The sequence below is a fragment of the Olivibacter sp. 47 genome, from assembly GCF_030372825.1.
GTDB lineage: Bacteria > Bacteroidota > Bacteroidia > Sphingobacteriales > Sphingobacteriaceae > Olivibacter > Olivibacter oleidegradans.
This window is the reverse complement of record NZ_JAUCNR010000001.1, coordinates 5,457,001-5,483,602: the sequence shown is the minus strand read 5'-3', so window position 1 is coordinate 5,483,602 and position 26,602 is coordinate 5,457,001. Positions and strand designations below refer to the sequence as shown.

Annotated in this window: 20 protein-coding genes; 8 read left to right on the top strand and 12 right to left on the bottom strand. The window is 40.5% G+C overall.

The window, feature by feature from the left end:
• Positions 1-125: 125 nt before the first annotated feature.
• From QT327_RS23770 to QT327_RS23745, 6 genes are all read right to left on the bottom strand, one after another.
• Positions 126-1,127 (bottom strand): histidine phosphatase family protein, encoded by a 1,002-nt coding sequence (locus QT327_RS23770; protein WP_130854723.1) that lies wholly within the window; start codon positions 1,125-1,127, stop codon positions 126-128.
• 255 nt (positions 1,128-1,382) lie between these two features.
• Positions 1,383-2,366 (bottom strand): DUF4097 family beta strand repeat-containing protein, encoded by a 984-nt coding sequence (locus QT327_RS23765; protein ID WP_130854724.1) that lies wholly within the window; start codon positions 2,364-2,366, stop codon positions 1,383-1,385.
• A 130-nt stretch (positions 2,367-2,496) separates the two neighbouring features.
• The gene (locus tag QT327_RS23760; protein ID WP_130854725.1) at positions 2,497-4,941 is read right to left on the bottom strand and encodes an ABC transporter permease; all 2,445 of its coding nucleotides are present in this window, start codon (positions 4,939-4,941) and stop codon (positions 2,497-2,499) included.
• Between the two features lie 177 nt (positions 4,942-5,118).
• A complete protein-coding gene (locus QT327_RS23755; protein WP_289554168.1) occupies positions 5,119-7,503 on the bottom strand; it encodes an ABC transporter permease in 2,385 nt (794 codons plus the stop codon).
• A gap of 386 nt (positions 7,504-7,889) precedes the next feature.
• Entirely contained in the window at positions 7,890-10,241 is a 2,352-nt protein-coding gene (locus QT327_RS23750; RefSeq protein WP_289554167.1) for an ABC transporter permease, read from the bottom strand.
• Between the two features lie 80 nt (positions 10,242-10,321).
• A complete protein-coding gene (locus QT327_RS23745) occupies positions 10,322-10,996 on the bottom strand; it encodes an ABC transporter ATP-binding protein (RefSeq protein WP_013664472.1) in 675 nt (224 codons plus the stop codon).
• Between the two features lie 133 nt (positions 10,997-11,129).
• Here QT327_RS23745 and QT327_RS23740 point away from each other — a divergent pair, with 133 nt between their 5' ends.
• Complete coding sequence (locus QT327_RS23740) at positions 11,130-11,477, top strand: four helix bundle protein (protein WP_130854729.1); 348 nt, start codon at positions 11,130-11,132, stop codon at positions 11,475-11,477.
• A gap of 34 nt (positions 11,478-11,511) precedes the next feature.
• Here the strand turns inward: QT327_RS23740 and QT327_RS23735 are convergent, their stop codons facing one another.
• Positions 11,512-12,762, bottom strand: a complete 1,251-nt coding sequence (locus QT327_RS23735) for an efflux RND transporter periplasmic adaptor subunit (RefSeq protein ID WP_013664470.1) — start codon at positions 12,760-12,762, stop codon at positions 11,512-11,514.
• A 402-nt stretch (positions 12,763-13,164) separates the two neighbouring features.
• Here QT327_RS23735 and QT327_RS23730 point away from each other — a divergent pair, with 402 nt between their 5' ends.
• The 3 genes from QT327_RS23730 to QT327_RS23720 all read left to right on the top strand — a co-directional run bounded on the left by QT327_RS23730 (position 13,165) and on the right by QT327_RS23720 (position 16,363).
• Positions 13,165-14,508 (top strand): sigma-54-dependent transcriptional regulator, encoded by a 1,344-nt coding sequence (locus QT327_RS23730; RefSeq protein ID WP_013664469.1) that lies wholly within the window; start codon positions 13,165-13,167, stop codon positions 14,506-14,508.
• Entirely contained in the window at positions 14,508-15,827 is a 1,320-nt protein-coding gene (locus tag QT327_RS23725) for a sensor histidine kinase (protein WP_013664468.1), read from the top strand. The genes QT327_RS23730 and QT327_RS23725 overlap by 1 nt, the downstream gene beginning before the upstream one ends.
• Before the next feature lie 125 nt (positions 15,828-15,952).
• Positions 15,953-16,363 (top strand): low molecular weight protein-tyrosine-phosphatase, encoded by a 411-nt coding sequence (locus QT327_RS23720; protein WP_354004831.1) that lies wholly within the window; start codon positions 15,953-15,955, stop codon positions 16,361-16,363.
• Here QT327_RS23720 and QT327_RS23715 read toward each other — a convergent pair.
• From QT327_RS23715 to rnhB, 3 genes are all read right to left on the bottom strand, one after another.
• On the bottom strand, positions 16,360-17,082 hold the full coding sequence (locus tag QT327_RS23715; protein WP_013664466.1) for a 2-phosphosulfolactate phosphatase: 723 nt from the start codon (positions 17,080-17,082) through the stop codon (positions 16,360-16,362). The genes QT327_RS23720 and QT327_RS23715 overlap by 4 nt on opposite strands.
• Before the next feature lie 37 nt (positions 17,083-17,119).
• Positions 17,120-18,199 carry a glycine cleavage system aminomethyltransferase GcvT gene (gcvT, locus tag QT327_RS23710; RefSeq protein WP_289554166.1) on the bottom strand — a complete coding sequence of 360 codons (1,080 nt, stop codon included), beginning with the start codon at positions 18,197-18,199 and terminating at the stop codon, positions 17,120-17,122.
• 699 nt (positions 18,200-18,898) lie between these two features.
• The gene (gene rnhB, locus QT327_RS23705; protein WP_130854734.1) at positions 18,899-19,501 is read right to left on the bottom strand and encodes a ribonuclease HII; all 603 of its coding nucleotides are present in this window, start codon (positions 19,499-19,501) and stop codon (positions 18,899-18,901) included.
• A 217-nt stretch (positions 19,502-19,718) separates the two neighbouring features.
• On the opposite strand from rnhB, the gene QT327_RS23700 reads away from it, so the two are divergent.
• The 4 genes from QT327_RS23700 to def are packed head-to-tail and all read left to right on the top strand — an operon-like array spanning position 19,719 to position 25,302.
• On the top strand, positions 19,719-20,486 hold the full coding sequence (locus QT327_RS23700; protein WP_289554165.1) for a hypothetical protein: 768 nt from the start codon (positions 19,719-19,721) through the stop codon (positions 20,484-20,486).
• 39 nt (positions 20,487-20,525) lie between these two features.
• Complete coding sequence (locus tag QT327_RS23695) at positions 20,526-23,405, top strand: outer membrane beta-barrel protein (RefSeq protein WP_289554164.1); 2,880 nt, start codon at positions 20,526-20,528, stop codon at positions 23,403-23,405.
• A gap of 35 nt (positions 23,406-23,440) precedes the next feature.
• A complete protein-coding gene (locus QT327_RS23690) occupies positions 23,441-24,673 on the top strand; it encodes a M16 family metallopeptidase (RefSeq protein ID WP_289554163.1) in 1,233 nt (410 codons plus the stop codon).
• Positions 24,674-24,729: 56 nt separating this feature from the next.
• On the top strand, positions 24,730-25,302 hold the full coding sequence (def, locus tag QT327_RS23685) for a peptide deformylase (RefSeq protein WP_013664460.1): 573 nt from the start codon (positions 24,730-24,732) through the stop codon (positions 25,300-25,302).
• 2 nt (positions 25,303-25,304) lie between these two features.
• Here the strand turns inward: def and QT327_RS23680 are convergent, their stop codons facing one another.
• Both QT327_RS23680 and aat read right to left on the bottom strand, forming a co-directional pair.
• Positions 25,305-25,907: a trimeric intracellular cation channel family protein gene (locus QT327_RS23680; protein ID WP_013664459.1), complete on the bottom strand. Its 603-nt coding sequence runs from the start codon at positions 25,905-25,907 to the stop codon at positions 25,305-25,307.
• 40 nt (positions 25,908-25,947) lie between these two features.
• On the bottom strand, positions 25,948-26,589 hold the full coding sequence (gene aat / locus QT327_RS23675; protein WP_289554162.1) for a leucyl/phenylalanyl-tRNA--protein transferase: 642 nt from the start codon (positions 26,587-26,589) through the stop codon (positions 25,948-25,950).
• Positions 26,590-26,602: the final 13 nt, after the last annotated feature.

Below are 26,602 nucleotides of genomic sequence, written 5' to 3'. Positions count from 1 at the left end.
AACGTAAACTCAGGGCTACTGAACTTCCTCAAAGATAGGGCTTATGCCGTTAATAAATGCAGCTTCCTTATGGATAGAAGAGGAATTTTTTATTTAGAATGGATATACATTAACTTTCCACTGGTTTATGGTTTGGATAAGTGTCTCCAATAATTCACCATACCCCAAGAGACAGCGCCTTCATAGGTAAGGGTTTTGTCGGGGGCGATCTTTACGAAATACATGCCGGTCCAGTTGAAAGGAGAGACGTCGGGAAATGTTGGATAACCGCCACTAATGATAATTTCATTAATGGGATGATGGGTGGATAGCAAAGTGATTTCGTTATCTATTGGCGTTCCTTGCAATATTCTAATTAAGCCCTTAAACAGATCTCCTTTATTATGTGAAGGATGATTCAGCAAACTATCTTGTTTGATCGGCAAATTAAGTTCCATCAGTTCCACCGTCTCTATTGCACGATTGAATTCGCTGGCGTAGACCCGACTAATAGGGTAGCCAAGCGCTTTAAGATTGGCCCCTAACTCGCGCGCGCGGATCCGCCCTTCTTCATTCAATTGGCGTGCCAGTGCTTTGTCCTTTGATTTCCACCAGTTAGCCGGACCGGCATCATCATGATTCAAAGAATAATCCACGCCCTGATCGGCATCCGCATGACGTAAAACAAGCGCATATGTCTCGTTACTAACAGGCAATTTTTGTAAGGTTGCCCAACCTTTTAAGTAGGAATTATAAGTGTCAGTAGCTCCTTTTCCATTATAGGTGATTTGGGGCTTATCATGGTTTGTGTCGGTAGCCCCCAATAGATAAAAGCGCGTTTTGTTTTCGGGTTGTTCTTTGGGAGCAATATCAATAGCAACCACCTCTCCCGAGGTTAGGCGTTTTACTAAACCGTTAGCATCCATCTTGACACGACTATCATCGGAGCTAAAGATAGCATCCCTGTTCGTCGTTATTTGGAAGTTGTTTTTGTTTACGAAAAGGAGTTTTCCGTCATATTCAGCGGAAGTAATTTGGATGCCGGGTAATTCATGATCATCGCTTTTTTTACAAGCGCTTAATAAGAGAATGGATAGCCAAAGAATGTTTACGAAATGCCTTTTGCGAAGAGAAAGTAGTATCATCATTTTTATTATCAACGATATATAAGGCTTCACTCCCCAACGAAGGGATGAAACTATCCAGGAGCGATTTAATAATTTGTCTGCTGCTGTTATCTATAAAAATACGACGAAACGCACGATTTATTTGGCACTATACCCGTTAATTGAAGAAAAGATGAACTGATATCACAGAAATGCGCAGGTTTTTGGCTGGATAATGAGGTTATATGCCACAAAATGTATTAAAAATTGTGGCATATATAGTGAAAGGTTAATCTACTAATTTGCTTCAAGGTTTAAATTCCCGACACTTACGTGGACATCCACGTCAGCTCCACCTCCGTTCAATTTCCCTACCACACGATCTTTTTCCTTCGTTCCTGCAAAGTTATTTAAAGAGGGAAGATTAATCTTTCCTGCTGATAAATTCAAGTCTAAGCCTTTATCCATAGGAAGCTGGAGGTTAACACTTCCGGCAGAAACATCGATTTTTAAGTATTTATCTATATTTACCATATTAACCGAAGTACTGCCGGCGCTTGTTGCCAGATCAGCACTACCTGCCATGCGATCAACCCGAATACTGCCGCCAGAGGTTTTTGCCAGTAGTTCGCCACTAATATCATTGGCTCCTATACTTCCACCGCTGGTCCGCGCATCAATTTTTCCTTTTAAATTACTCAATTTGATGGAACCGCCTGATGTATGTAGTAGCAGATTCCCCGTAACATCATCTGCATTAATACTTCCGCCACTGGTTTTTAGGTTTACATTGTTTTTTACATGAGCTACTTTGATACTGCCGCCGGAAGTTGCTCCTTCGATATAACCATTAATGCCATTAAGGGAAAGGCTACCACCACTGGTTTTCAACTTTGCTGATGCTGCTTTAGGCACATAAGCTTTGAACGAAATGGATACCGACTTCTTCCAGTTTTTAAACCCGCTTTTTGGTCTGGCAATTGCGATGAGTTGCCCGTTATTGGAACTAATTTGTAAGTCGTAACTGTCTTTTAGCCGTTGCTCGATTTCTTCTTTGCTTAGGCGATTATTTCCGTTATTACCTTGCACAAATACTTCAAGACGAGCTTCGGAGTCATTTACACCTTCAACCGTTAAACTACCGCCGGAAGTTTGTAGATCTACCGAGCGGATATTTTCACTTCGCAATGATTTCGTTAAATAGGGCGAAGGAGTATCTTGTGCCGATGCCAAAAAATAGCTGCTATAAATGGCAATGAAAAAAAGAGTAAGCTTATTCATGATTTTTTTTCTAAAAGACGCAAATCGAAATTAAATGTTGCATGGCGGTTAGCTGTGAGATTTTTGCTGTCAGCAATCTGTTTTTAATTAAACAGAAAACCGATATCAGATGGCTGCTAGCTTCTAAAAGCTATTCATCCCGCAAACTATTTACCGGATTAGCTGCGGCTGCTTTGAACGTTTGCACACTCAATAATAAAACTGCTAACAAAAGCATTCCCAATCCACTCACTAGAAAAACCCACCAGCCGACAGGCGTTTTATAGGCAAAATTGTCAAGCCACCGATGCGCGGCCCACCAAGCTAAAGGAGAAGCGACAATAAAAGCGATAAGGATGAGTTTGATAAAATCCTTCGCCAATAGGCTAATAAGTTGAACAATAGATGCTCCCAACACTTTGCGAATGCCTACTTCCTTTGTTCGACTGTTTGTGGTATAAAGCACCAAACCTAACAGGCCCAAACAACTAATTAAAATAGTTAAACCTGTTGCCCAGTTTAACAGGGATGCGGTAGCTTGCTCTTTCTCATAAAACTTCTTAATACTGTCTTCCATAAATTCATAATTAAATTCCCCGTCGGGATAGTTCTCCTTAAAAAGTTCTTCCATATCGGAAATTGTTTTCTGCCAGTTCATTTCACCGGAATGGGCGGATCGAAGTTTTACGTGAAAAATATCTCCCCAGCGGTTTTGAAAAATGAGCGGTGCTAATTGTGCGTGCAAATTCTGCGTATGAAAATTCTTCACAATGCCAACAATAGGAACTTCTTTGTCATTGTATTTAAGGAATTGACCTAAAGCTTCTCCCGGTTGCCGAAAACCGATCTCTTTTGCGAATTGTTCATTAACCACAATTTCTGTTAACGAGTCGCTCGCAATCGCATTTCGCCCGGCAATGATTGGAATATTATATAGATCAAGAAAGTCATCGTCACCCCATCTAACATGAACAGTCGGTTTTAACTCTTCTTTCCCGTTGAAATAGCTAACATTGGCAAAGGCTCCGCCCGCTGTAGCTGGTGCAAGAAATCCATTGCTAACAGATGCAATACCCGGAATTGCCTGTAAGCGTTGCTTGAATTGCATGCGGTGGGTGGCGATGGTATCTCTGGGGGTGCGAAAAGTAAGAATGGCTTCTTTGGCAAAACCCATATCTGCATGGAGTACGAAATAAATCTGTTTACTGATAATCAAGGTAGATATAACAAAAAATTGCGCAATAACAAATTGAGAGACGGTTAACCCTTTTCGTAACAGCGCTTGTCTTGACTGCCCCAAGCTGACTAGTTGCTGGTTCTTCAAAACCTGTATCGGATTATAACCGGATAGAACAAAGGCTGGATATAACCCGGCAAGGACGCTAACTAATAAAACAATGAGTAGAACGGAAAACAACATGCTTGGATAACCTAAGAATGAGAAGGTGAGGCCTTCCGGTATAAAGGCAGAAAAGGCCTGTAGTAACAGCGGTATAATGATAATGGAAAGGACGGTAGCAAATGTTGTCAGAAAAAAAGTTTCTCCTAAGAATTGAACGACCAGTTGTTTTTTGTTTCCGCCGATCGATTTCCTAATACCAACTTCCTTGGCGCGTGTTGATGCTTGTGCCGTGCTTAAGTTAACATAATTGATACACCCCAAAAGCAATAAAAAGCCCGCAATGGCGATTAAGCCATACAAAGTGGGTTTATGAGCGATTCGGATATCCATTCCCTGATAGCGCTCATCAAAATGTATGGTAGATAAGGGCTGTAACGCTAAATGAAGTTCGGAAAAAAAATGCTCTTTTTTGGAATGCTTTGCGAGTATCGTGTTTAGTCCTTGCTCTATTTGGGATGGCTGAGCCTGTGGCGATATTTTAACAAGTAAATTTGAGTAACCCATCCAATCGTCCCAAACGTTTAACATGAGGTCGTCTTTCAATGACGTTTTCTCTAATGTGGGTAGTGATATAAACTCCTTACTTCGAAAATCGGTAATTTTTTCTAAATCATCTACAACTCCACTCACACTCACTTCTATATCCCTATACCTTAGGGTACTTCCTGGCACATCCTGCAAATCCTTTTTGGGAAAATAAATCCCGGCCCTACTCTTGGTAAGTACTACTTGAAAAGGTTGTGTCAAGGCAATGGTAGGATTACCGACTAACCACTTATACCCCATTAAGGCTAGATAGTCAGAATTAGTAAAAATAATGCTTTCTTGTTTTTTAAAAGTCTTTTTGTTGACGCTTCCTGCCGGCACTTCAACATCTGCTTTTGCATCACCGGGAAAACTATAAATGGGAATTACTTGCTCAATACCCGTTATTTCTCCTTGAGCTGCCTGAGCCAAAGAGGCGGGTACAGCGGCAGAATGTCCCTCAAAGCCATCTCGTTTTGTGTCTAATACAATTCGATAGATCCGATCTTTATCCAGCTGAAATTGATCGAAACTAAACTCATAATGAACAATCATGGCGATGACTAAGGATGAGCTGATACCTATCGCTAATCCAACGATGTTAACGAGGGAGAAAAATTTGTGTCTCCATAAATTCCGCCAGGTAGAAACAAAATAGTTTTGTAACATAATGTTAGCTTTTAAGGTGTTTCAGCGATTCATCAAATAACCAATAACGAATAACCAATAACGAGTAACCAATAACCAATAACCAATAACCAATAACGAATAACTGATTACCAATAACGAGTAACCAATAACGAATAACCAATAACCAATAACTGATTACCAATAACCAACACCAAGTTACTCATTGCGTAATGACTCAACAGGGTTGGTCAATGCTGCGCGTATAGTTTGCGACCCAATAACGATCAAGGCAATACCAATGGCAATGCTTCCCGCCAATATAAAAATCCAGATATTGATGGTGGTTTGATATTCAAAATCATCCAACCATTTATCCATTAAAAACCACATCAATGGAGACGCAACAAGCAAAGCGATTATTACTAATTTCAAGAAATCAAAAGATAACAACTTTACGATGGTTGATATATTGGCCCCTAAAACTTTCCGTATGCCGATTTCCCGATATCGCTGTGTGGTATGATAGGACACCAAACCTAACAAGCCCAAGCAGGAAATAAAAATAGCGAGCATTGCGAAATTGAAAAATAAATTACCGAATCGATTTTCTGAACGATATTGCCTATCAAAAAATTCGTCAGCAAAAAAGTATTCAAAAGGACGATTCGGAATAATCTCCTGCCATTTTTTTTCAATTGACTTCAAGGCCGTGTTTATATGTTGGCCATCTATTTTGAGTGATACCATACCGCCTCCGTTTCCTTGCCCATAACGCATGCTGAGGGGCTCTATTTTCGACTGTAGGGATTTAAAATGGAAATCTTTGATCACTCCGATGATTTTACCTTCGCTTCCCCATTGAGAATATTTTTTACCAATGGCGTCCGCTGGTTTTGCATAACCGAAGAGTTTAACGGCACTTTCATTTAAAATCATAGCTTGCGCAGTATCTGTTCCAAAGTCGGGCGAAAACATGCGGCCGGCCACCAGTTCAATTTTATATAGGGGAAGGTAATTATAGTCTACAAAATAGACCGGGAGGTTTGCGATCTGCATATCGCCTTGCTTGTTCTCAATTTCAGAATAAGCCACCGGGTTCCCACCACCCGGGACCGATCTGGATACAGCGCTAGCTAATACGCCAGGCACGCTGGTTATTGCGTCCTTTAAGATTCTGCTCTTGGCATCTCCGTTTGTTTGCAAAACCAATACTTGTTCTTTATTGAAGCCCAGATTTTGATTTCGCATAAATGCAAGTTGACGGTTTACAATCAAGGTGCCTGCAATCAGCGCAATGGAAACCACAAACTGTACCACAACTAAGGTTTTTCTCAATAGTAAACCTTTTGTGTTAGACGAAAATTTACCTTTTAACACGGTTACGGGTTTAAAAGAGGATAATACAAGTGCCGGATAAATACCTGCAAGTAACCCGATTAAGCAGGCTAACAAAAATAAAATAAGGATATACGTAGGGTGGTGAAATATACCTCCACTAATTTCTTTGCCTGCAAGAAAATTAAAATAAGGAATCAAGACCAGACAGAGCAAAATGGAAATTACAAAAGCTAATAAACAGATTAATATGGATTCACTGATAAATTGCCGGGTAATTTGTATGCGATAGGCGCCAACCACTTTTCTGATTCCTACCTCTTTGGCTCTTTCAACCGCTCTGGCCGTGGAAAGGTTAATAAAATTAATGCAGGCTATAAGTAGGATGAATAGCGCTACAATAGCAAAAACATAAACATTGTTGATATTGCCGTTTTCAAAACCACCTCGTTTTGAATAAAGATAAACGTCTTTAAGAGGCTCTAAAAATAGGGTGTAATGCATCTTGGACTGATCCATTTCCTTACCGACACGGTTAGTTAAAAAAGCGGGAAATTTAGCGGTTAATAAGGAAGGATCAGTATTCGGTTTAAGAAGTAAATAAGAAGTGAAACCAAAATTACCCCATTGCTCATCAAATTTAAAATTGGCCATTTTAATCAGGGTGACCATAGAAACAAACACGTCTCCTTTAAACTGCGAATTTTCAGGAATATCTTTCATCACACCTGTAACTTTGCTGTTGAAACCTTCATCGGTCAGTAGCAAGCTTTTACCGATTGGATTTTCCTTTCCAAAATATTTTTTGGCTGCCGATTCGGATAGAACCACGCTAAAAGGCTCTTTTAATACCGTTTCCGGGCTTCCTGCTAGTAGCGGAAAATCAAATAGTTGGAAAAGGGAGGAGTCAGCAAAGAATACGGCGCTTTCCTGATATTTGATATTATCTTTTCGTATTAACAAACTATTGGGCAGTAAACGCACGTAGTTTTCGATCTCCGGAAGATCTTTAGCGGCATACATTGCCATGGGGCCTGACGTGATATTCGCATTGATGGTTTCTGTGGGTGTCTTGACATCGCACACCAAGCGATAAATGCGATCAGCTTTTTCATGATACCGGTCGTAACTTCGTTCGAAATTGACGTAAAGCGCAATAAGAAAGCAGGCCGTCATCCCAACTGCCAAGCCACAAATGTTGATAATGGAAAAAGCTTTGGTTTTCCAGATATTCCGCCAGGCGATTTTTAAATAATTTTTTATCATGATTTTTAGCTTTTAGCTGCCAGCTATTAGGCATAAGCCGTTAGCGCTATAAGCAGTGATCGAATCTATTTTGTCGTTACTTAGAGTTACTGCTCAATTAAAATGACAGCGCTTAAACTAACGGATAGCCCCAGTATGTTAATAACAGCATAGCTTTTGTTGTTAAACAAATTTCTAAATACAGTTTTAAGATAATTCTTAAGCATAGCTCATTAGCTTTTAGGTGTTAGTATTCAGCCCCTTGATCTCGATCGTAATTTGTTTATCCGTCAAAGAGGTCAAAACTTTGTTATCAGCGCTGTTAATTGACTATAACGTATAACTGCTGCCGACCGCAGGCAGATAAAACGTATAACTTCCGGAAAACAGCTAAAAGCCGCAACTCATTACTCCGTTCGAATTGCCTTTATCGGATTGTTTTTTGCCGCTTTTAACGATTGCCCGCAAACGGTAAGTCCAGCGATGGCAAAAGCTATAAGTCCTGCGGCAATGAAAACCCAACCGTGAAGCTCCGTACGATACACATAATTCTCTAACCACTTACTCATCATCCACCAGGCGATTGGAAACGACAGGATGAACGATATGCCGACCAGCTTCATGAAATCTTTTGATATCAATAAAATTATGTTGCTTACGCTGGCTCCTAAAGTTTTACGTATACCGATTTCCTTAAACTTGGTTTCGGCTGTATAGGTTACCAAGCCAAATAAACCTAGACAAGAAAGTAGAATCGCAATGCCCGCAAAGATGTTGAATAGCCTGCCTGCGCGCATATCGCTTTTATACATATTGTCAAAAGCCTCATCCATGAATTGGTAGTTGAAATCATAATCGGCATTGTATTTCTTCCATAAAGTTTCTATCGCTGCAATCGCCTGTTGTGCTTGTTGTGGCTTTATCTTAACATACATCGCTTGCCAACCCCAGTTCTCGTCCATAAAAATGAGACAGGGCTCAATGGCGTTTCGCATATTTTTGAAATGAAAATCTTTGACAACCCCTGCAATAATGCCAGGCTTGTCATGGAAACTAATGGTTTTTCCCACAGGATTTTCTATATTCATCTGGGCGATCGCCTGTTCGTTTAAGATGTAATAACCGCTATCTGCAGGTGTTCCCGAGAAGCCTTTTCCTTCAGCCAACCTCATGTTCAATACCTGTAGGAAATTTCGATCGGCGGAGATCTGATTGATCATAAAATTGCCCATATTATCGGGTTTCCCTTCCCATACAATGTCCCCGGTAGCGCTTGCGAGATCAATAACGCCTTGGCTTGATACCGTTACGCCTAAAATGCTTGGATTGTTTTCCAACTCGCTCCGAACAGCAGCGTAATGCTTTCCGAAATTATAGGCACCGAAGGTTAAAATATTCTCTTTGTCATACCCTAAGTTTTTATTCTGTATAAAGGAAAGCTGTTTTGCAATAACAATCGTAGAAACAATGAGGACAACGGAGCAGGTGAATTGCAATACAACTAATACTTTGCGGAAAGAGCCACTGCTACCCAATCGAGGCAAAAGGCCCTTAAGTCCTAAAGCAGGATTAAATCGTGATAGTGTTATTGCGGGATAGATTCCGGCCATTAGTAATACTAATATCAAGGCAGCACCAAATAATGCCCAAACGCGGCTATCAAATAAGCTAAAGCTCATTTCCTTTCCCGACAACTGGTTGTAGATAGGCATGGCTAAAAAGCTGAACAACCAGGAAAGGAGCATGGAGATTAGAAAAACAACCAGTGATTCGGTTAAGAACTGTAAAAACAGATGCGTACGATTGGCGCCTACTACTTTCCTTACACTTACTTCTTTGCTTCGCCTAGCAGACCTTGCTGTAACAAGGTTTATATAATTGATACAGGCAATTAATAAAATTACGAGGGCAATTAAGGTAAATATTTTAACCTGGCGCATGCCTTGTTCGTCTCCTTTGGGATCATAAAGATGAATTTTATGTAAGGGCTGCATTAAATAGACAAGGTCTTTAAAGAAATCGCTCGACTGGTTTTTTTTATGAAGAGCGGCTAGTTGTAGCCCAACTTCTTTTGCGTTTACTTCGGATTTTAGAAGAAAATAGGTGTCGTAGCCAAAATTTCCCCAATCGGCGTTGATTGGGTTGCTCTCGCGACCTTCATTTAATTGATCAAATGGAATGAAAAAATCATTACGTATGCTCGAATTTTTTGGTATATCCTCAATAACACCCGAAACCCGAAAGCTGATACCCTCAAGCGCTTTTACCACTTTGCCAACAGCTTCTTCTTTGCCGAAAATTTTTTCGGCTAGCGACTTGCTTAGGACAATAGAATGTTTATCGGGAAAAGGTTGTTTTTCGTTTCCTGCAATCAATGGAAAGTCAAATATGGAAAAGAAGCTGGGATCGACATAGTAGACGCTTTCTTTGAATTTCTTACCTTTGTAATCCACTAAGGTTTCCTGCCAAGTATTGATTCTACAGGCGTCTTCTACGGCGGGCAATTCATTTTTTCCGAAAACAGCCAAAGGAGCAGAGGTACTCCATATTTTCGTCATTTCCTTGTCAATGGCGCCCGATGCCCTGAAAATTCGGTCACCTTTGCTGTGCATCTGATCGAAACTTAGCTCATCCCAAACCCATAATAAAAGTAATACAGAAGCCGCTAGACTTACCGATAGGCCAATAATATTAATGGCCGCATAAAGCTTGCTTTTCGCCAAGCTTCTGAAAGCGCTTTTAAAGTAATTCTTTAGCATAGCTATTCCTTTTAATCAGATTTCAGCCCGTCAACTTTAATTTAGCCCTAATTGCTAGGGTCTAAAGCCGAAACCCTACTTTACGCCACCGTAGTCATCACAACTTGCCCGTCCAGCATTCGGATAATGCGATCGCTATAACGCGCATCATGTTCGCTGTGGGTAACCATTACAATGGTAGTCCCTTGTTCGTTTAATTCAGTAAGCAGCTGCATTACCTCATTACCGTTGTTTGAATCCAGGTTACCTGTCGGCTCATCCGCGAGGATAAGCTTAGGATTATTAACCACCGCTCGGGCAACGGCAACCCGTTGCTGTTGACCGCCGGAAAGTTGCTGTGGAAAGTGGTTTCTACGGTGCATAATCTGTACCTTCTCAAGCACCTCTTCCACTCGTTTTTTGCGTTCGGCGGCCGGCACTTTCGTATAAATCAGCGGGAGCTCTACGTTTTCAAATACAGTTAGCTCGTCAATCAAGTTGAAACTTTGGAAAACGAAACCAATATTGTGTTTACGCAAGTCTGAACGTTTCCGCTCGTTAAAGTGGGCCACTTCTATATCATTGAATTTATAACTGCCTTCGTCTAGATCATCTAAAAGGCCTATAATATTCAACAATGTGGATTTACCACATCCTGAAGGACCCATCACTGCTACAAACTCACCCTTTTGTACTTCTATACTTAGGTTGTTGAGCGCTACCGTTTCCACTTCCTCAGTACGGTAGAATTTTTGAAGTTCAGTTATTTTGATCATGGTCATTTAGCTATAAGCAATCGGAAATCAGCTTTCAGTTTCCTTTTTTGTGTTAGAATTTTTAAACCACACCAACTGCCTTTTATTTATTATTTTTATATTTAAACCTCTGTTTTTAATCTGAATTTCTTTTATGCGCGACTTTACCACGCTAGATTTTTGGCTTCGTAGTCATAAGTTGACGTTAAAAATTTATCATCTGACCAATCGCTTTCCTAAAGAAGAGCTCTTTGGTCTAACTTCTCAAATGAGAAGATCCGCATTATCGATTCCTTCCAATATTGCTGAAGGCTGCGGGCGAAATTCAAATAATGAATTAAAACGTTTCCTCACAATAGCAAGCGGTTCCGTTTCCGAGTTACAATATCAACTCATTTTATGTAAAGAACTAAAACTTTTAGATACAAATACCTCTGTAGAACTAAATAATGAAATCATCATCATCAGAAAATTAATCCACAGTTATGTTTCGAAATTATAACATAAGCCGATAGCCGACAGCTGAAAACCGATAGCTATTTTACCACCAACTCCTGCACCTTATCATACGTTTCGTAACTGGAAGTTACCACCTTTTCGCCGGGTTTCAAACCTTGAATCACTTCATAATAATCTGGGTTCTGTCTTCCTAATTGCACATCAGCGCGGTAAGCTGTTTTGCCGTCCGAGCTCAACTTAAATACCCAGTTTCCGCCTGTTTGTTGATAAAATCCGCCTTTTGGTAACAACACTGCTTTTGTTTCATCACTTAAAGCTAAACGTATTTGCAACGTTTGTCCACGTCTGATGCCTTTTGGCGTTTCACCGTCAAATTCCATATCCACTTGAAATCGGCCGTTAGCGACCTGTGTATAGACCTTTTTAACGCGTAACTTATAGGTTTTACCCGACAAGGTGAATTCACCATCTAAATCCGGATAAATACGTGAAATATAATGCTCATCAATATCAGCCTTTACCTTAAAGCCACTCAGCACATCTAATTGGCCAAATCGATCGCCCGGGTTCTTCTTTTGTCCAATTTCTGCATCAAAAGCTGTTAATTGGCCATCTATCGGCGCCCTAACAATCAAATCGCCTACTTTACGACGCATTAAGTCAAGCGCACTGCGTGTCCGTTCATAGGTTTCACGGCTTTCTCTTAATGATTGCTGCGTCCGGATAGAGTCGGTGTGCAGGTTTTCTCTACTCAATTTCATGCGTTCAACCTGATAAGTATATTCGTTACGCGCTTTTTCAAACTCTTGCCGACCAATTGCTTTTTGGTCGTATAAATGTTTCTTTAGATTAAATTCTCGGGTTGCTTCCTTAAAGCCGTTTTCTACCTCTGCCATTTGGTTGCGCGTAGCGATAGACGCTTGTTGCGCGTTTGTTTGAGATATCTGCGATTGCGTTAGCAAGTTTAATACCTGTGTTTCCTGATTGACCAAGCTCAATTCCAAATCCGTGTTCGATAAACGCATAATGGGATCGCCTTTTTTCATGATGGCACCGTCTTCGACAAATTTCTCCTCTACGCGTCCCCCTTCGGAAGCATCTAGATAAATGGTACTGATTGGCATGACCATACCGTTTACGGGGATAAACTCGCGGAATGGACCTTCGGATACTTCTGATATAGTTATTCTTTCTGCGTCAACATTTAATTTTGATTTTCCCGAGGTAAAATAATAGCTAGAGAAAATCAAGGCCCCAATGCCCACAATCCCTGCAACGGTAGCTATCCGCTTATTATTCCATTTCTTTTTTGGTAGTGCTCTGTCCATTTTATTCTTTATACGGCAAGAAAATATCCTTTTTGCTCGTTTAACAACTATACAAGCTTGTGCCATAAAAATAGGCTGCTAATAATCAGCTTTTTACGTGTTTTTTCGGTTTTGGTACTGTCCGATATCGTACACTTTATGTGCGCTTGCGTACAGCATATATAAAGTGTTTTGTAACATTTTTTCTGATAATCAGTCTTTTAATAATAATGGTATAGTTATATCTTTACATGAACCAGTTGTCTGCTTTCAGCCGTCAGCTATCAGACTAAATATTACAGAAAAAAGATACATAATATATATATTATAAATCAACACAGTTTGACGCCCCTGCATACCGCTTGTTTGCTAAAAGCGTACGAGTCTGATTGCTGAAAGCTGATTACCGAAAGCTAAAATAACATGAAACACGCCAGAATACTAATTATTGACGATGATCCTGATGTATTAACGGCAGTCAAATTGCTGTTAAAAAGAGAAGTCAGTGAAGTGATTGCAGATAAAAACCCCGAGAATATTCCTGCCATCCTGTCGAGACAGCCTATTGATTTGGTACTACTTGATATGAACTTCAAGAGTGCTATCAATACCGGTAATGAAGGGTTGTATTGGTTAAATCGGGTTAAGTCGCTCCGTCCGGAGCTGCCTGTTATAATGATCACCGCCTATGGTGCTATTGATTTAGCGGTTACATCATTAAAGCAGGGAGCTACCGATTTCATCGTAAAGCCATGGCAGAATGAACATTTGCTACAAGTAATCGGAGATATCTTAAATAAAAAGCCGGGCAAAAAGAAGTCGGAAACACCGCAAGTTGCGCAAAGTGACATTATCGGTGAATCAGAAGTAATGAAAAACCTGATGCATAAAATCACGAAAATTGCACCAACAGATGCCAATATTCTTATCCTGGGTGAAAATGGAACAGGGAAAGATGTAATTGCTGACATGATACATCGTGAGTCTAGGCGGGTTTTAATGCCTTATGTAAAAGTTGATGTTGGCGCTTTGACGGATACACTCTTTGAAAGTGAACTTTTTGGCCATAAAAAGGGCGCTTTTACAGATGCAAGGGAAGATCGCGTAGGACGCTTCGAAGCAGCTGATAAAGGGACTTTATTTTTAGATGAAATCGGAAACATTTCTTTACAGCAGCAGGCAAAATTATTAAGTGTGCTTCAAAATAGACAAGTTATTCCACTGGGAAGTAATACACCAATTCCTGTTGATATACGTTTATTGTGTGCTACTAATGTGCCGCTAGTGGCATTGGCTAACGAAAGTCGCTTCCGAAAAGACTTAATCTACCGCATCAATACCGTGGAAGTGCAAGTACCCCCTTTGCGGGAAAGGGGAAACGACATCTTACTTTTGGCTCGCCATTTTATGAAAAAGTATGCTTCTAAATATGCAAAGCAGTTTCCCGACTTGGATAAACGTGCAGAAGACAAGCTTTTAAATTATCATTATCCGGGGAATGTTCGCGAGTTACAGTATAGCATTGAGCGGGCAATTATTATGTCAGACGGTGAGACCTTAAACGCAGAAGACATTATATTCTCTCCAATTGAGCAGGCCGGCGGCCAGGCAAAAGTAGAGCATGATGCCTATAATTTAAGTGAAATGGAGAAAAATGCGATCATGAAGGTAATCGAAAAACACAATGGTAACATTAGCAAAGCCTCGCAGGAATTAGGATTAACACGTACGGCTCTTTATAGAAGATTAAGCAAGTATAATATCTAATGAACCGTTTGCGTCTTTTAATTACGTTTAGAGCGTTTTTACTTTTTCTTATCATTGGTCTGTTATGCTGGTTGCTTCTTACCGGTTATTACCTTTATGCATTGCTGGTTCTTCCGGTGTCCTTGTGGATGCTTAGTTTAAACTTTCGTTCGCAATTGCGCGCCTATAGAGAACTGGAAGAATTCGCAGAAGCGGCCCGCTATCGCGACTTTACCCGCTTCTTTCCCCTTCAGAATGCCGGACCTGAAATCAGGCCACTTCGTGGTGCTTTTAATGAGATTAATGGTGTATTCAAAAAAATAAGTAGTGAACGCGAAACTCAATACCAATACCTGCAAACTATTTTAGAAGTAGTGAACACTGCCATCCTTTCTTATGATGAGCGAACAGGAAAAGTCGTTTGGATGAATGAGGCTTTTAAAGAATTATTTAATATCCCTTATATCTCCGTTATTGAAGGATTGAACAAGCGTAATCCTGACCTATATCGGAAAGTAATGGAAGTGTCGTCAGATAAAGCGGACGTTTTTACAGTACCAACGCCAAAAGGCGTACTCAAACTTCAGTTTTCTACAAGTAGTTTTCAAACACCGGAAGGACATTATCGGTTATTAGCTTTCCAAAATATTAATGAGGCGTTAGATGAAACCGAATCGAGGGCTTGGCAAAAATTGTTAAGTGTTTTAACGCATGAGATTATGAATTCGATTGCGCCAATATCTTCCCTTGCTGATACCTTGAAAAACCGATTAGAAACGTTACCAAACAGCGAAGAGCTGGATGATATACGCTTAGGTACCGAAACGATTAAAAGAAGAAGCGAGGGTTTGCTGAAATTTGCAAGTACTTATAGAAGCCTCAACAAAATTGCTCAGCCGGAATTAACAACCGTTTATGCCTCGGATTTGTTCGAAAACCTTTATCAATTAATGGAACCTTCGCTTATTCAGAAAAATATTGAACTGGACATCATCCTGAAGGATCCCATCCTCCAATTATCCTTAGACGTCAATTTAATAGAACAGGTACTTATCAATTTGTTGTTAAATGCTATGGAGGCAGTAAAGGATATAGAGAAACCTTATATTAGCCTCTCCGCGCTAGCAAATAACGGTAGTCCACAGATTAAGGTGATGGATAATGGAAAGGGGATACCTAAAGATTTGCTGGAAAGCATTTTTGTTCCTTTCTTTACTACCCGTAAAAGCGGAAGTGGCGTTGGTTTAACACTCAGCAAACAGATTATGCTCATGCATAAGGGAAACATTAGCGTCCACTCGGAGGAAGGGAAAGGAAGTGTGTTTACATTGCAGTTTTAGTCGGCTGTCGGCTATGAGCAGTCAGTAATCGGATAAAATTAAACAATGAAAATCGGCTGTCGCTGAAAGCTAATGGCCGAAAACTGAAGGCAAAAAAATGAAAATACTCGTAGTTTGTTTGGGGAATATTTGTAGATCTCCCACTAGCTCATGGAATATTAGCCCATTTAGCGAAAGAAAAAGGATTAGATTGGGAGATTGATTCGGCAGGAACGGGAGACTGGCATGTTGGAGAATGTCCGGATAGGAGATCGATAGCCATTGCAAAAAAATATGGCGTCGACATCAGCGGGCAGCGGGCCCGCCAATTTAATCGGATTGATTTTGAATATTACGATAAGATTTTGGTGATGGATCGGAATAATCTGCGTGATGTATTGGCGATGGCTCATTCGCCGGCCGATCGCGCAAAAGTAAGCCTCTTCTTAGAAAATGATATTGTGCAGGATCCGTACTATGATAACAACCTGTTTGATCCGGTCTATAAGATAATTGCAGCGCGTTGCGAAACCTTGCTAAAGGAGTTAGCCAGCTAGCTTTCTAACACCACGAGTCGATCTCCTTTTAAAACCGGGATCGTATTCAGCAGATCAACCTGTAAGCAAAAGTCAATATCTTTTTGGATCCCTAAGTGCTGTAATCGTTTACTATGGGCACTTTGAGCAAGAAAGTCGGCCAGATCGTTTGCCGCGGCTAGATACAGATTTTCAGCAGCAATGGCTGCGTCATCTCCTTTTTGATGGCTATCCTTCAGTTTGTTTATAACCGCACCGGCAAAGACCGTGTCTTCTAAGTTAAAATTATCTTTCCACCCGGCACATACTAATAGGACAGGATCATCTTGTCGCCGTAACCAGTTACAAAGCGCGGTAAGATTCAAAAAAGATCCGATGACAACATTTTTGGCTTCTCGTGATAAGTGAATAGCCTTCGTACCGTTGGTAGTAGTCAATACAATGGTTCTGCCGTTGACTTTCTCGCTAACATAAGAAAACGGAGAATTGCCGAAATCAAAACCATCTACTACTTCACCATTTCGCTCGGCAGCAAGTAAATATCCATGGTCTTTATAAATAGCGCAAGTAGATACTTCCGCCACAGGAATAATCCCTTCAGCTCCGTTGGCCAATCCGTAGCACATAGAGGTAGTAGCTCTAAAAATATCGATCACCACCACAATGCTATTTCTGATGTCGTGTAAATGAATGAGCGCAGGGCTCAAGCAAACGTTTATTTCCTTAGTTTGGTCAAGCAAAATATAAATGTTTTTTTCGGATGATGTAAATGACAGCTTATTTAATAAAAGGGGGCTTACTTACCTCAGCCTTTACTTTTTTATCTCTTATTTTGACGTAAATTTCAGTTCCTTCTTTGCTATATTCCTTACTTAGATAACCTAATCCGATTGATTTTTGAAGCGTTGGAGATTGGGTGCCGGAAGTAACATGCCCAATTGGTTGGTCGTTTTCATTAACAAGTTCGTAGCCATGTCTTGGAATGCCGCGCTCAATCATTTCAAATCCAACTAATTTACGCTGTATTCCTTCTTCTTTTTGTTTTTTTAAGTTTTCAGCATTTACAAAGTCCTTTGTAAATTTGGTTACCCATCCCAAACCCGCTTCGAGTGGTGAAGTGGTATCATCGATATCATTTCCATATAAACAGAAACCCATTTCAAGACGTAGCGTATCGCGTGCCCCTAAACCAATTGGCTTGATTCCAAAAGGCTTACCGGCGTTCATAATAGCCTCCCACACTTCTTTCGCATGTTCATTGTCAACATAAATTTCGAATCCTCCGGCACCGGTATATCCTGTAGCGGAAATTAACACATTATCTATGCCGGCAAATACACCTTTTTTAAAGGTATAATATTCCATTTCTCCCAAATCTAGGCTTGTTAGGCTCTGCAATGCTTCTGTCGCTTTAGGGCCTTGTACTGCGAACAGGGAAGTTTTATCAGAAATGTCTTTCATTTCAACACCAAAGGTGTTGTATTTTGAAATCCAGTCCCAATCCTTTTGTATATTAGAGGCATTTACGACGAGTAAATACGTTTTTGCGTCTATACGATAAACCAGAAAATCATCGACAATACCTCCTGTTTCGTTGGGTATACAGGCATATTGAATTTTCCCATCAAAAAGCTTTGACGCATCATTGGAACTTATTTTCTGTACTAATTCCAATGCTCTTTCTCCTTTTAATATGAACTCGCCCATATGGCTTACATCGAACACGCCTACACCGGTACGAACCGTTTGATGTTCATCATTGATACCCGTATATTGTACGGGCATGTTGTAGCCTGCAAAGGGTACCATCTTAGCACCGAGCGCTATGTGTAAATCCGTGAGGGCGGTAGTTTTCATGTTAGAACAAATTAAAAAATCAAAAAATGCTGCGCAAACTTATACAAAATAAGGGTACTTGCAAAAACTTGTTTTGTTATGCAGGGATTTAGCTTTAAAAAAAGAACTTTTTTCTTAATCAGCTTTTTCTTGATAAAAAGCTGACCAAAACCGAAGAACGAAGTGATGAGTTCATGAACACTTTTGAAAGTAAACAAGAGTGAATAAATCAAGGCTATGGATGCTACCTTGCACCTGATGGCAAAGCATCACTGGCGCGGATTGGAGCCGTTTCACTTCTTCAATCCGCTTGGGTACTACAATATGAACATATGTACAAATGCTTTGCTGCTCGTTGCGTCGGTATCCTCCAAGGCCATTCTTCTCACGCACAGGGCTGTATTTAGGGCTGAAAATAAATACGTTCGGTTAAGAGTAAAATCCCTACGTTCTGCTAAAGTATCGCCTAGGAAATTTGCGGTTTGCACGTTGATGCACTACCTCTTGTAGCAAAGTTCCAAGCGATGAGTCTTTGGTTACTTTTTTCATCATTTGTTAGTTTTCAATGGCATTCAAGCTACTTCGTGGTCTGCGGAAGAAAGTGACAAAAAAAGGTTCTTTTAATATAAACACCTTCATCTATATGTTAAAGACGAAATCAACCAACTGGAGTTCATCGAAGGTAACGCCTGTTTTGTTATGAAGGCGCTCCATAAGCAATTAAACAAAAGAAAGACTTAACTGAGGATCTGTAATCCTGAAGGTTTTACGATGGTGTGGGGTTAAGCCATACTTCAGAACGGCATCCCGATGCCTTTTTGTGGGGTAGCCCTTGTTTTTTAACCAGTCGTATTCAGGATGCTCGTTGGCTAAATTGTCCATATAATCATCGCGATAGGTTTTTGCCAAAATGGAAGCGGCGGCTATTGAAAGATACTTTCCATCACCTTTTATAACACACTGATGGGGAATATTTTGGTATCTTCTGAAACGATTTCCATCAACTAGAATATATTCGGCCTGCATTTTCAATGCATCTAAAGCTCGATGCATCGCAAGAAAAGAAGCGTTTAATATATTGATCTGATCAATTTCTTCCGCGCTCGCACTCGCAACAGCAAAAGCAAGGGCTTCATTTTCTATCATTTCCCTCAAATCATAGCGCTGAGCTGCGGATAATATTTTCGAATCATTCAGAATACCGTGCTTAAATGAGGAAGAAAAAATAACAGCTGCAGCGAAAACCGGGCCTGCCAGGCAACCTCTTCCAGCTTCATCGCATCCAGCTTCAATTAATTCATTTTGAAAGGTAGATAACAGCATGTCTATGATACAATATTGATGGGGCACAAATGAAGCAAAGATAAGAATTTTTCTAGCTATTAGATGTTAGCTGTTAGTGCATAAATTTGTGAAGGCGCTTGATTGGCTAGTGCCTAACGCCTAAAGGCTAATAGCTAGATTCTATATATTTTTTATGTTACAATTAAACCAAAAAAATGTGAACCAGTCAAAAAGCTGCTTTACTATACAAAAAAACATGGGATTTCAGAAGACAAACTTGTTGATCTGTACTTGTCTGTTGTTAAGTTTCTGTTCCGTATACGCGCAGAAGAAGAAATCCATAGTTCCTACGACGATTGACTTTAGATCCGATATTCAGATAGATGGGGATTTATCGGAATGGGGAGACAGCTTGCGGAATTATTATGAGAAGCAAGACCTCCAATATGAGATAGCAAATGACGAGAAGCAGATATATGTGGCAATGCGTGTGAAAGATGGCAGTTGGCAGACGCAAGCCTTGCACCAAGGGTTTAGCTTCCTCGTAAATAAGGAGGGAAAGAAGAAGGAAGGGGCTTCGATTATTTTTCCAATTCCCGATCGTGAGTCTTTGAGAAGCTTGGCATCAAAAGATAAGGACGAGAAACCGGCCGATATACGGGAGGGGATTTTGAAAGCAGTACGAGCCATTTTCATTGTCGGAATGGCGGATGTCGTGGATGGCCCCATCTCACTGGAAAATAACTATGGTATTAAAGCGACTGTGAAAATTGACAGTTCGGACGCGGTATGTTATGAGGCAGTTATTCCCTTCGAACGAATAGGATTGGAACAGGAAAGAGATAAGGAGGTAGCATTTAACATAAAAATAAATGGCATTATCATGCGTACAGTAGGAGGTGGGCAACCAATGGGACGATATGGTTATGGTGGATATGGATATTACGGTACTCAACCAAGTAGAAAGGAGACACAGCAAGAACCTGGGACGTGGATTATCTTACCACTCGCTAAACCCAAATAAAATAGTCGTACAGATACTAAATATACAATCATTAATTAAATGTGCTTAAAAAAAATCAACCAAATTGTTAGAAGTATTTTTCTTCTCTCCCTCTTCGGAATAAGCCTTTGTTCTTTTCAAGCGCAAGCACAGACAGGTAAAGTAGTTAACGGTGTGCTCAGGGATAGTACAGGGCTGAGTGTGATTGCTGCCTCCGTTAAACTGATGTCGCCGCAGGATACGCTTCAGGTGAGCAGCGACGTTGATGGAAAATTTAGCTTTAAAAATGTAAAGGCAAGCAGTTTCAATTTGCTGATTACCAGTTTGGGTTTTAGACCATTTAGCAGAAGTTTTTCCTTCAATGGACAGCATTCGCTTGATTTACCTCCATTAGTTATGTCGTTCGAATCGAAACTTTTAGAGGTAGTAAATGTAACAGGAGGTACTTTAGTAACGATGAAAGAAGACACGGTGGAATACAATGCAAAAGATTACCGGGTGCGGCCAAACGCAATGACGGAAGAACTTATAAAGAAACTGGATGGAGTAGAAGTGGATAAAGATGGTAACGTGCAAGCGCAGGGTGAAAGTGTCACGCGGGTTAGAATTAATGGAAAAGACTTCTTTGGCGGGGATGTGAAAACAGCAACAAAAAATTTACCGGCTGATATCATTGAGAAAATACAAATCGTGGATGATTATGGCGATCAGGCAAATCTAACCGGTAATAGAACAGGAGAGCCCGAGAAAATATTGAATATAACGATAGCGGAAGAAAACAATAACGGTAATTTCGGGCAGTTTGGTGCGGGGATGGGCACGAAGCCGGAGGGAGATAATGGATATCGATATCAGCTGGGAGGTATGTACAATTCATTTACCGGGTCACGCCAATTTTCTGTCTTGGTCAATGCAAATAATAATAACAACCAAGCTTTTGATTTCAATGCAAGAGGCAGTGGAGCCAGAAGAATGCCCGGAGGGGGAGGAAGAAGAATGGGAGGCGGTTTTGGCGGTCCGGGAGGTTTTGGTGGAGGAAGCAACGGCTTAACCGATTCGTATTCAGCGGGCTTCAACTATAGAAAAGATTTTAATGATAAATGGACTACCTATGGCAACTATAGCTACAATCATAGTGATAATAACGTAATCAGTGCCAATTCCATTCAAGACTTTTTTCTTGATACAACGATTTTAAGAAACACCAATGCTACCAGTAATGCGATCAGTAATAATCATCGATTCGACTGGAATGTAGAATATAAACCGAATGATAAATTATTTATCAAACTTTCGCCTACATTTAGCATTGGCAACAATAATACAGGAAGTTATGAATTTACCTATCAAAGTATAAATGATACACTTTCTAATAAAATCGAAAATATAAACAATGATAAATCCTTTACACCAAATTATGGTGGTAGTGGCTTATTGAACTACAAGATAAACGATAGGGGTAGGAATATCTTTTTTAATTTTTCGCTAAATTCAGCCAGAACAGAGCAAGACCTGGATAGAATTATCAATAATATTACTTTCAGCAGGGACTTAGACAGCGCTGCTATTTACCAAAGGCAGTTGGTAGATTTGAATAATAAGGGGTTCAATGGGGGTACGTCCGTCTCGTATATTGAACCGCTTACTGACAAGAGCAATTTAGAGTTTAGTTACGATTTTAATTTCGCAACTTACGATAACGATCGGCAAGCGAACTCAATGGACGTGGAAGGAAATAGCATACCCAACCCATCCTTAAGCAATTTTTACGCGTATACCTTTTCAACTCATCGTGCCGGAGTTACCTATCGCTATAGAACAGATAAGTTCGTTTATCAATTAGGGGCTACCGTTTTACCTACCAGGCTAACAGGACATACAACCTTGGCTGGTCAAGATTTATCGTTCGGACGAAACGGCTTTTACTTTGTTCCGGTAGCTCGTTTTGAATACAAAGCTTCACGAACCCGCTCATTAAATGTGGAATATCGGGGGAATGCAAGCGAGCCGACCTTCTCGCAATTACAACCAATAACGGATGTTTCAAACCCAAATTTTCCTACGACGGGTAATCCTAATCTAGCTGCGGAGTTCAACCACACGCTAAATCTACGTTACCGTAACTTTGATTTCAAATCGGGTAATATTTTCTTCGCCGTATTGAATGCGAATGTTATCGAAGATAAAATTACGACTAATCGTATTACAACGATGGACGATAGTTTAGGAGTCGTTCAGGAAACGAGATACCTAAATACTGGCGGGAATTATAATGCCCGCGGTTTTTATCACTATGCAAAACCCTTTAATAATCGTAAGTATGTAGTTTCCTTAAGAGGATCCGCCAATTTCAATAATAACATATCCTATGCAAATTCTGTGGAGAATGAGGCTAAGAATTGGGTATTAAATCAAGGGCTCAATGTGCAGATCAACCCTAAAGACTGGCTGGAAATTCGACCGGGAATAGACTTTACCTATAACACCACAAAAAACAGTTTACAGAATCGGAGCAATCAGAATATAACGACTTGGGCCGCCTCTATGTATGGTAATATTTATATCACACCCACCTTATTATGGAACTTTGATGTAGCTAAAACGAGTAACAATGGCTATGAAGGTAATGTTCAGGCCAATCCTTTAATTATCAATACGTTTATTGAGAAACAATTCTTTAAAAACAAAAACGGAATGTTGCGCCTGCAAGCCTTCGATTTGTTAAACGAACAGGTGAGTATATCGAGGTCTGTTACCGAAAATAGAATTTCGGATAGCAGAACAAATCGACTCGCTCGTTATTTTATGCTATCTTTTACGTATCGCTTTCAAAAATTTGCAGGTAGAACGGGAGCTATGCCAGATGATAATGGCCCTGGACGTTGGGAAAGAGGTGGTCGGTCTATGAGTGGACCCGGGGGAAGGCCGGGTGGATTTTAATATACCCACAATTTTATCTAAGTTTGTCCACCACAATGGATCATCACATCATTCATTTATCGAACGGTATCCGCGTTCTTTTGAAGCCTGCAGATACGGTTGTATCCCATGCCTGTATTTTAGTCAACGCAGGAACACGCGATGAACGTCCTGAACAATACGGAATGGCTCACTTTATCGAGCACTTGTTGTTTAAACGCACGGAAAGACGAAATACAAATCAGATTCTGAATCGCCTTGAGCTCGTAGGGGCAGACCTTAATGCATACACAACCAAGGAATATACGTGCGTGCACGCATCCTTTTTAACGGAACATTTGTCGCGCGTACTAGATCTTTTTGAAGATATTATTTTCCACTCCGTGTTTCCTGAATCAGAGATGGAAAAAGAGAAAAGCGTAATCCTGGACGAAATAGCATCTTACCAAGACAGCCCTGAGGACGCTATCGCAGACGATTTTGAAGATATGTTGTTCGATCAGCATGCTTTGGGCCATAATATCTTAGGAACCAGCGAATCACTGAAGGCGATAACCAGACAAGATATTTTCCAATTCTTGAAAGAAAATTATTGTACTGATCAAATTGTTTTAGCAATAACCGGGCAATATGATTGGAAGAAAATAAAAAAATTAACAGAAGGCATATTAAGCGATATTCCTGCAAATCTTTCTGCACGGGAGAGGAATATGACAATTAATTATAAGCCAATACAACGAAAAATTGTGAAACCAATTGTACAGGCGCACGTGAGTTTAGGAAATGTAGCCTATTCTTTACACGATGATCGTAAGGTTGGCTTAATGGTATTAAACAATTTGCTCGGCGGAATGGGAATGAGTTCTAGGTTGAATCTCCAAATCCGTGAAAAATATGGAATAGCTTACACCATTGAATCCAATTATACACCCTACACAGATACCGGAATATTTTCCATTTACTATGGTACAGATGGAGACAAGGCCCATCAGGCTCAAAGGCTAGTCAATAAAGAGCTTAAAAAGCTACGCGATACCAAACTGGGAAGCTTACAACTCCATCAGGCTAAGCAAAAGTTTATCGGCCAGATTGCTTTAGGGGAGGAGAATCGGATGGGAGTGCTTATTTCGATGGCAAAAAATTTGCTAGACTATGGCAAGGTAAACACGCTGGAAGAAGTAGTAGAGCAAATAAATAGGGTGAGTGCGGAAGAGCTTCTGGCAACTGCAAATGAAGTATTCGAAGACGCAAAACTTAGTGAGCTCGACTTTATTCCGGAGCAGGAATAGCTATATAGTGGCCTTTTACGTTTTGACTTTTGACTTTTTAATTTTTACTTTGCAACATGAAGTTACCCATAGTAGCATACGGAGATCCGGTATTAAAACGAAAAGCCATCGATATAGATAAAGATTATCCTGAACTGGAGAATCTAATAGCAAATATGTTCGAAACGATGTATGCTGCCCATGGTGTTGGTATAGCCGCACCGCAAGTCGGGCTTTCTATCCGACTCTTTGTCGTGGATGCGTCTCCTTTTGCAGAAGATGATGCCCCTGAATTGAAAGATTTTAAAAAAGTGTTCATAAATGCGCATATCGAAGAAGAAGAGGGAGAGAAGTGGGAGTTCAATGAAGGTTGCTTAAGTATCCCTGATATTAGAGAAGATGTAAGTAGGCACTCCATTATACATATAAGGTATTTTGATGAAAATTGGGTAGAACACCGTGAAAAATATGATGGCCTTGCCGCCAGGGTTATTCAGCACGAGTACGACCATATTGAAGGTAAACTGTTCACTGATAGATTAAGCGTATTGCGTAAGGCGATGTTGAAGTCTAAACTGGACGCCATTTCAAAGGGCCATGTAAAAGTGGATTACAAAATGAAGTTTCCTGCTCTTAAAAAGAAACGCTAAACTTATCCGCCAATGATGGGCAAAGAAAGTTTGTAGCGTACAGAAATGATTCGGATAATAAAAATAAGCGAAGCACTTAGGAAAGCGTTGAGGTTGTCGTCCATACCAAAACTTGATAAGACAATAAATGAAATAGCGCCCGATAGACAGGCGGTGGCATAAATTTCCCGCCTAAAGATAAGTGGTGTTTCATTCATTAAAGTGTCGCGCGTTACCCCACCCATTACCGCGGAAAACATACCCAATACAATAGCTGCGATCTCGCTGCTGTCTGCAGCAAGTGATTTCTGCAGACCGACAATGGTAAAAAAGCTGATACCCAAGGCATCAAACATAAACAAGGTCCTTCTCAGTTTACCAAGGTATCGGTGCGTTGTGATGGCGATAATAACACCAATCAAAATAGCTAGAAGGTAGTTTCCGTCATCTACCCAAACGGGGCGTGTGTTCAAGAAAATATCCCGTAAACTACCGCCGCCAATAGCAGTGACAAAACCGGTAAAGGCAGCACCAAAGATATCTATCTTGTGATCAGCTGCCGTCATCGCTCCGGAAATAGCAAAGACTAATGCACCGATTAAGTCTATCTGATAAAGTAAGTCCACAAAGGCTATGTTTCTTTATTACTAAACTAGCTTTTAAATACTAAGTTTGCAATAGCTGATAATAGCTTTTCGCCGGAATTACTTTTGCTCCCATGGATCGGAGATGCTCGCTTTCTATCTGGCAGTCTATGAGTTCAAATCGATTGGAGGTGCAAAGTTCAATTAAGGCTAACTTACTGGCATTCGGTGCTAATGAAAACATGCTTTCGCCGCAAAAAACATGGTTTCTTTTTCCGCAGATAACCCCATATAAGCCGCCTACTAATTGTTCCTTTTTCCACACTTCCACTGACATGGCAAAGCCCTCTTGGTGCAAGTTAATATAGGCCGTTTGCATATCTTCCGTAATCCAGGTTCCCTGTTGGCCCTTTCTGGGGGTCAATGCACAGTGACGAATAACCTGTGCGAAAGCTGAATTATAAGTAATCCGATAGCTATTGCTGCGCAGTTCCTTACGCATGCTTTTGCTGATTCTTAAATCTTGTGGCAATAGTATAAAACGATTGGGGGGTGCATACCATAATATAGGTGTGCTTTCATCATACCAAGGGAAGATCCCTTGTGCATAAGCACATCGAAGGCGTTCTGTTTTAAGGTCGCCTCCGATTGCAAGTAAGCCATCCTCCTCGGCTAATAAGGGATCCGGAAACCAAAAATCCTCCTCGTTAAGTTGAAAAAGCATGTTTAGCTAATAG

Bases quoted from the DNA above. Each gene is read 5' to 3' on its own strand.
- QT327_RS23725 (WP_013664468.1), top strand. From the start codon at position 14,508: ATGAACCGTTTGCGTCTTTTAATTACGTTTAGAGCGTTTTTACTTTTT.
- aat (WP_289554162.1), bottom strand. From the start codon at position 26,589: ATGCTTTTTCAACTTAACGAGGAGGATTTTTGGTTTCCGGATCCCTTA.
- QT327_RS23770 (WP_130854723.1), bottom strand. From the start codon at position 1,127: ATGATGATACTACTTTCTCTTCGCAAAAGGCATTTCGTAAACATTCTT.
- gcvT (WP_289554166.1), bottom strand. From the start codon at position 18,199: ATGAAAACTACCGCCCTCACGGATTTACACATAGCGCTCGGTGCTAAG.
- QT327_RS23760 (WP_130854725.1), bottom strand. From the start codon at position 4,941: ATGTTACAAAACTATTTTGTTTCTACCTGGCGGAATTTATGGAGACAC.
- QT327_RS23765 (WP_130854724.1), bottom strand. From the start codon at position 2,366: ATGAATAAGCTTACTCTTTTTTTCATTGCCATTTATAGCAGCTATTTT.
- QT327_RS23755 (WP_289554168.1), bottom strand. From the start codon at position 7,503: ATGATAAAAAATTATTTAAAAATCGCCTGGCGGAATATCTGGAAAACC.
- QT327_RS23700 (WP_289554165.1), top strand. From the start codon at position 19,719: ATGGGATTTCAGAAGACAAACTTGTTGATCTGTACTTGTCTGTTGTTA.
- QT327_RS23735 (WP_013664470.1), bottom strand. From the start codon at position 12,762: ATGGACAGAGCACTACCAAAAAAGAAATGGAATAATAAGCGGATAGCT.
- QT327_RS23740 (WP_130854729.1), top strand. From the start codon at position 11,130: ATGCGCGACTTTACCACGCTAGATTTTTGGCTTCGTAGTCATAAGTTG.
- QT327_RS23750 (WP_289554167.1), bottom strand. From the start codon at position 10,241: ATGCTAAAGAATTACTTTAAAAGCGCTTTCAGAAGCTTGGCGAAAAGC.
- def (WP_013664460.1), top strand. From the start codon at position 24,730: ATGAAGTTACCCATAGTAGCATACGGAGATCCGGTATTAAAACGAAAA.
- rnhB (WP_130854734.1), bottom strand. From the start codon at position 19,501: ATGCTGTTATCTACCTTTCAAAATGAATTAATTGAAGCTGGATGCGAT.
- QT327_RS23730 (WP_013664469.1), top strand. From the start codon at position 13,165: ATGAAACACGCCAGAATACTAATTATTGACGATGATCCTGATGTATTA.
- QT327_RS23695 (WP_289554164.1), top strand. From the start codon at position 20,526: ATGTGCTTAAAAAAAATCAACCAAATTGTTAGAAGTATTTTTCTTCTC.
- QT327_RS23690 (WP_289554163.1), top strand. From the start codon at position 23,441: ATGGATCATCACATCATTCATTTATCGAACGGTATCCGCGTTCTTTTG.
- QT327_RS23745 (WP_013664472.1), bottom strand. From the start codon at position 10,996: ATGATCAAAATAACTGAACTTCAAAAATTCTACCGTACTGAGGAAGTG.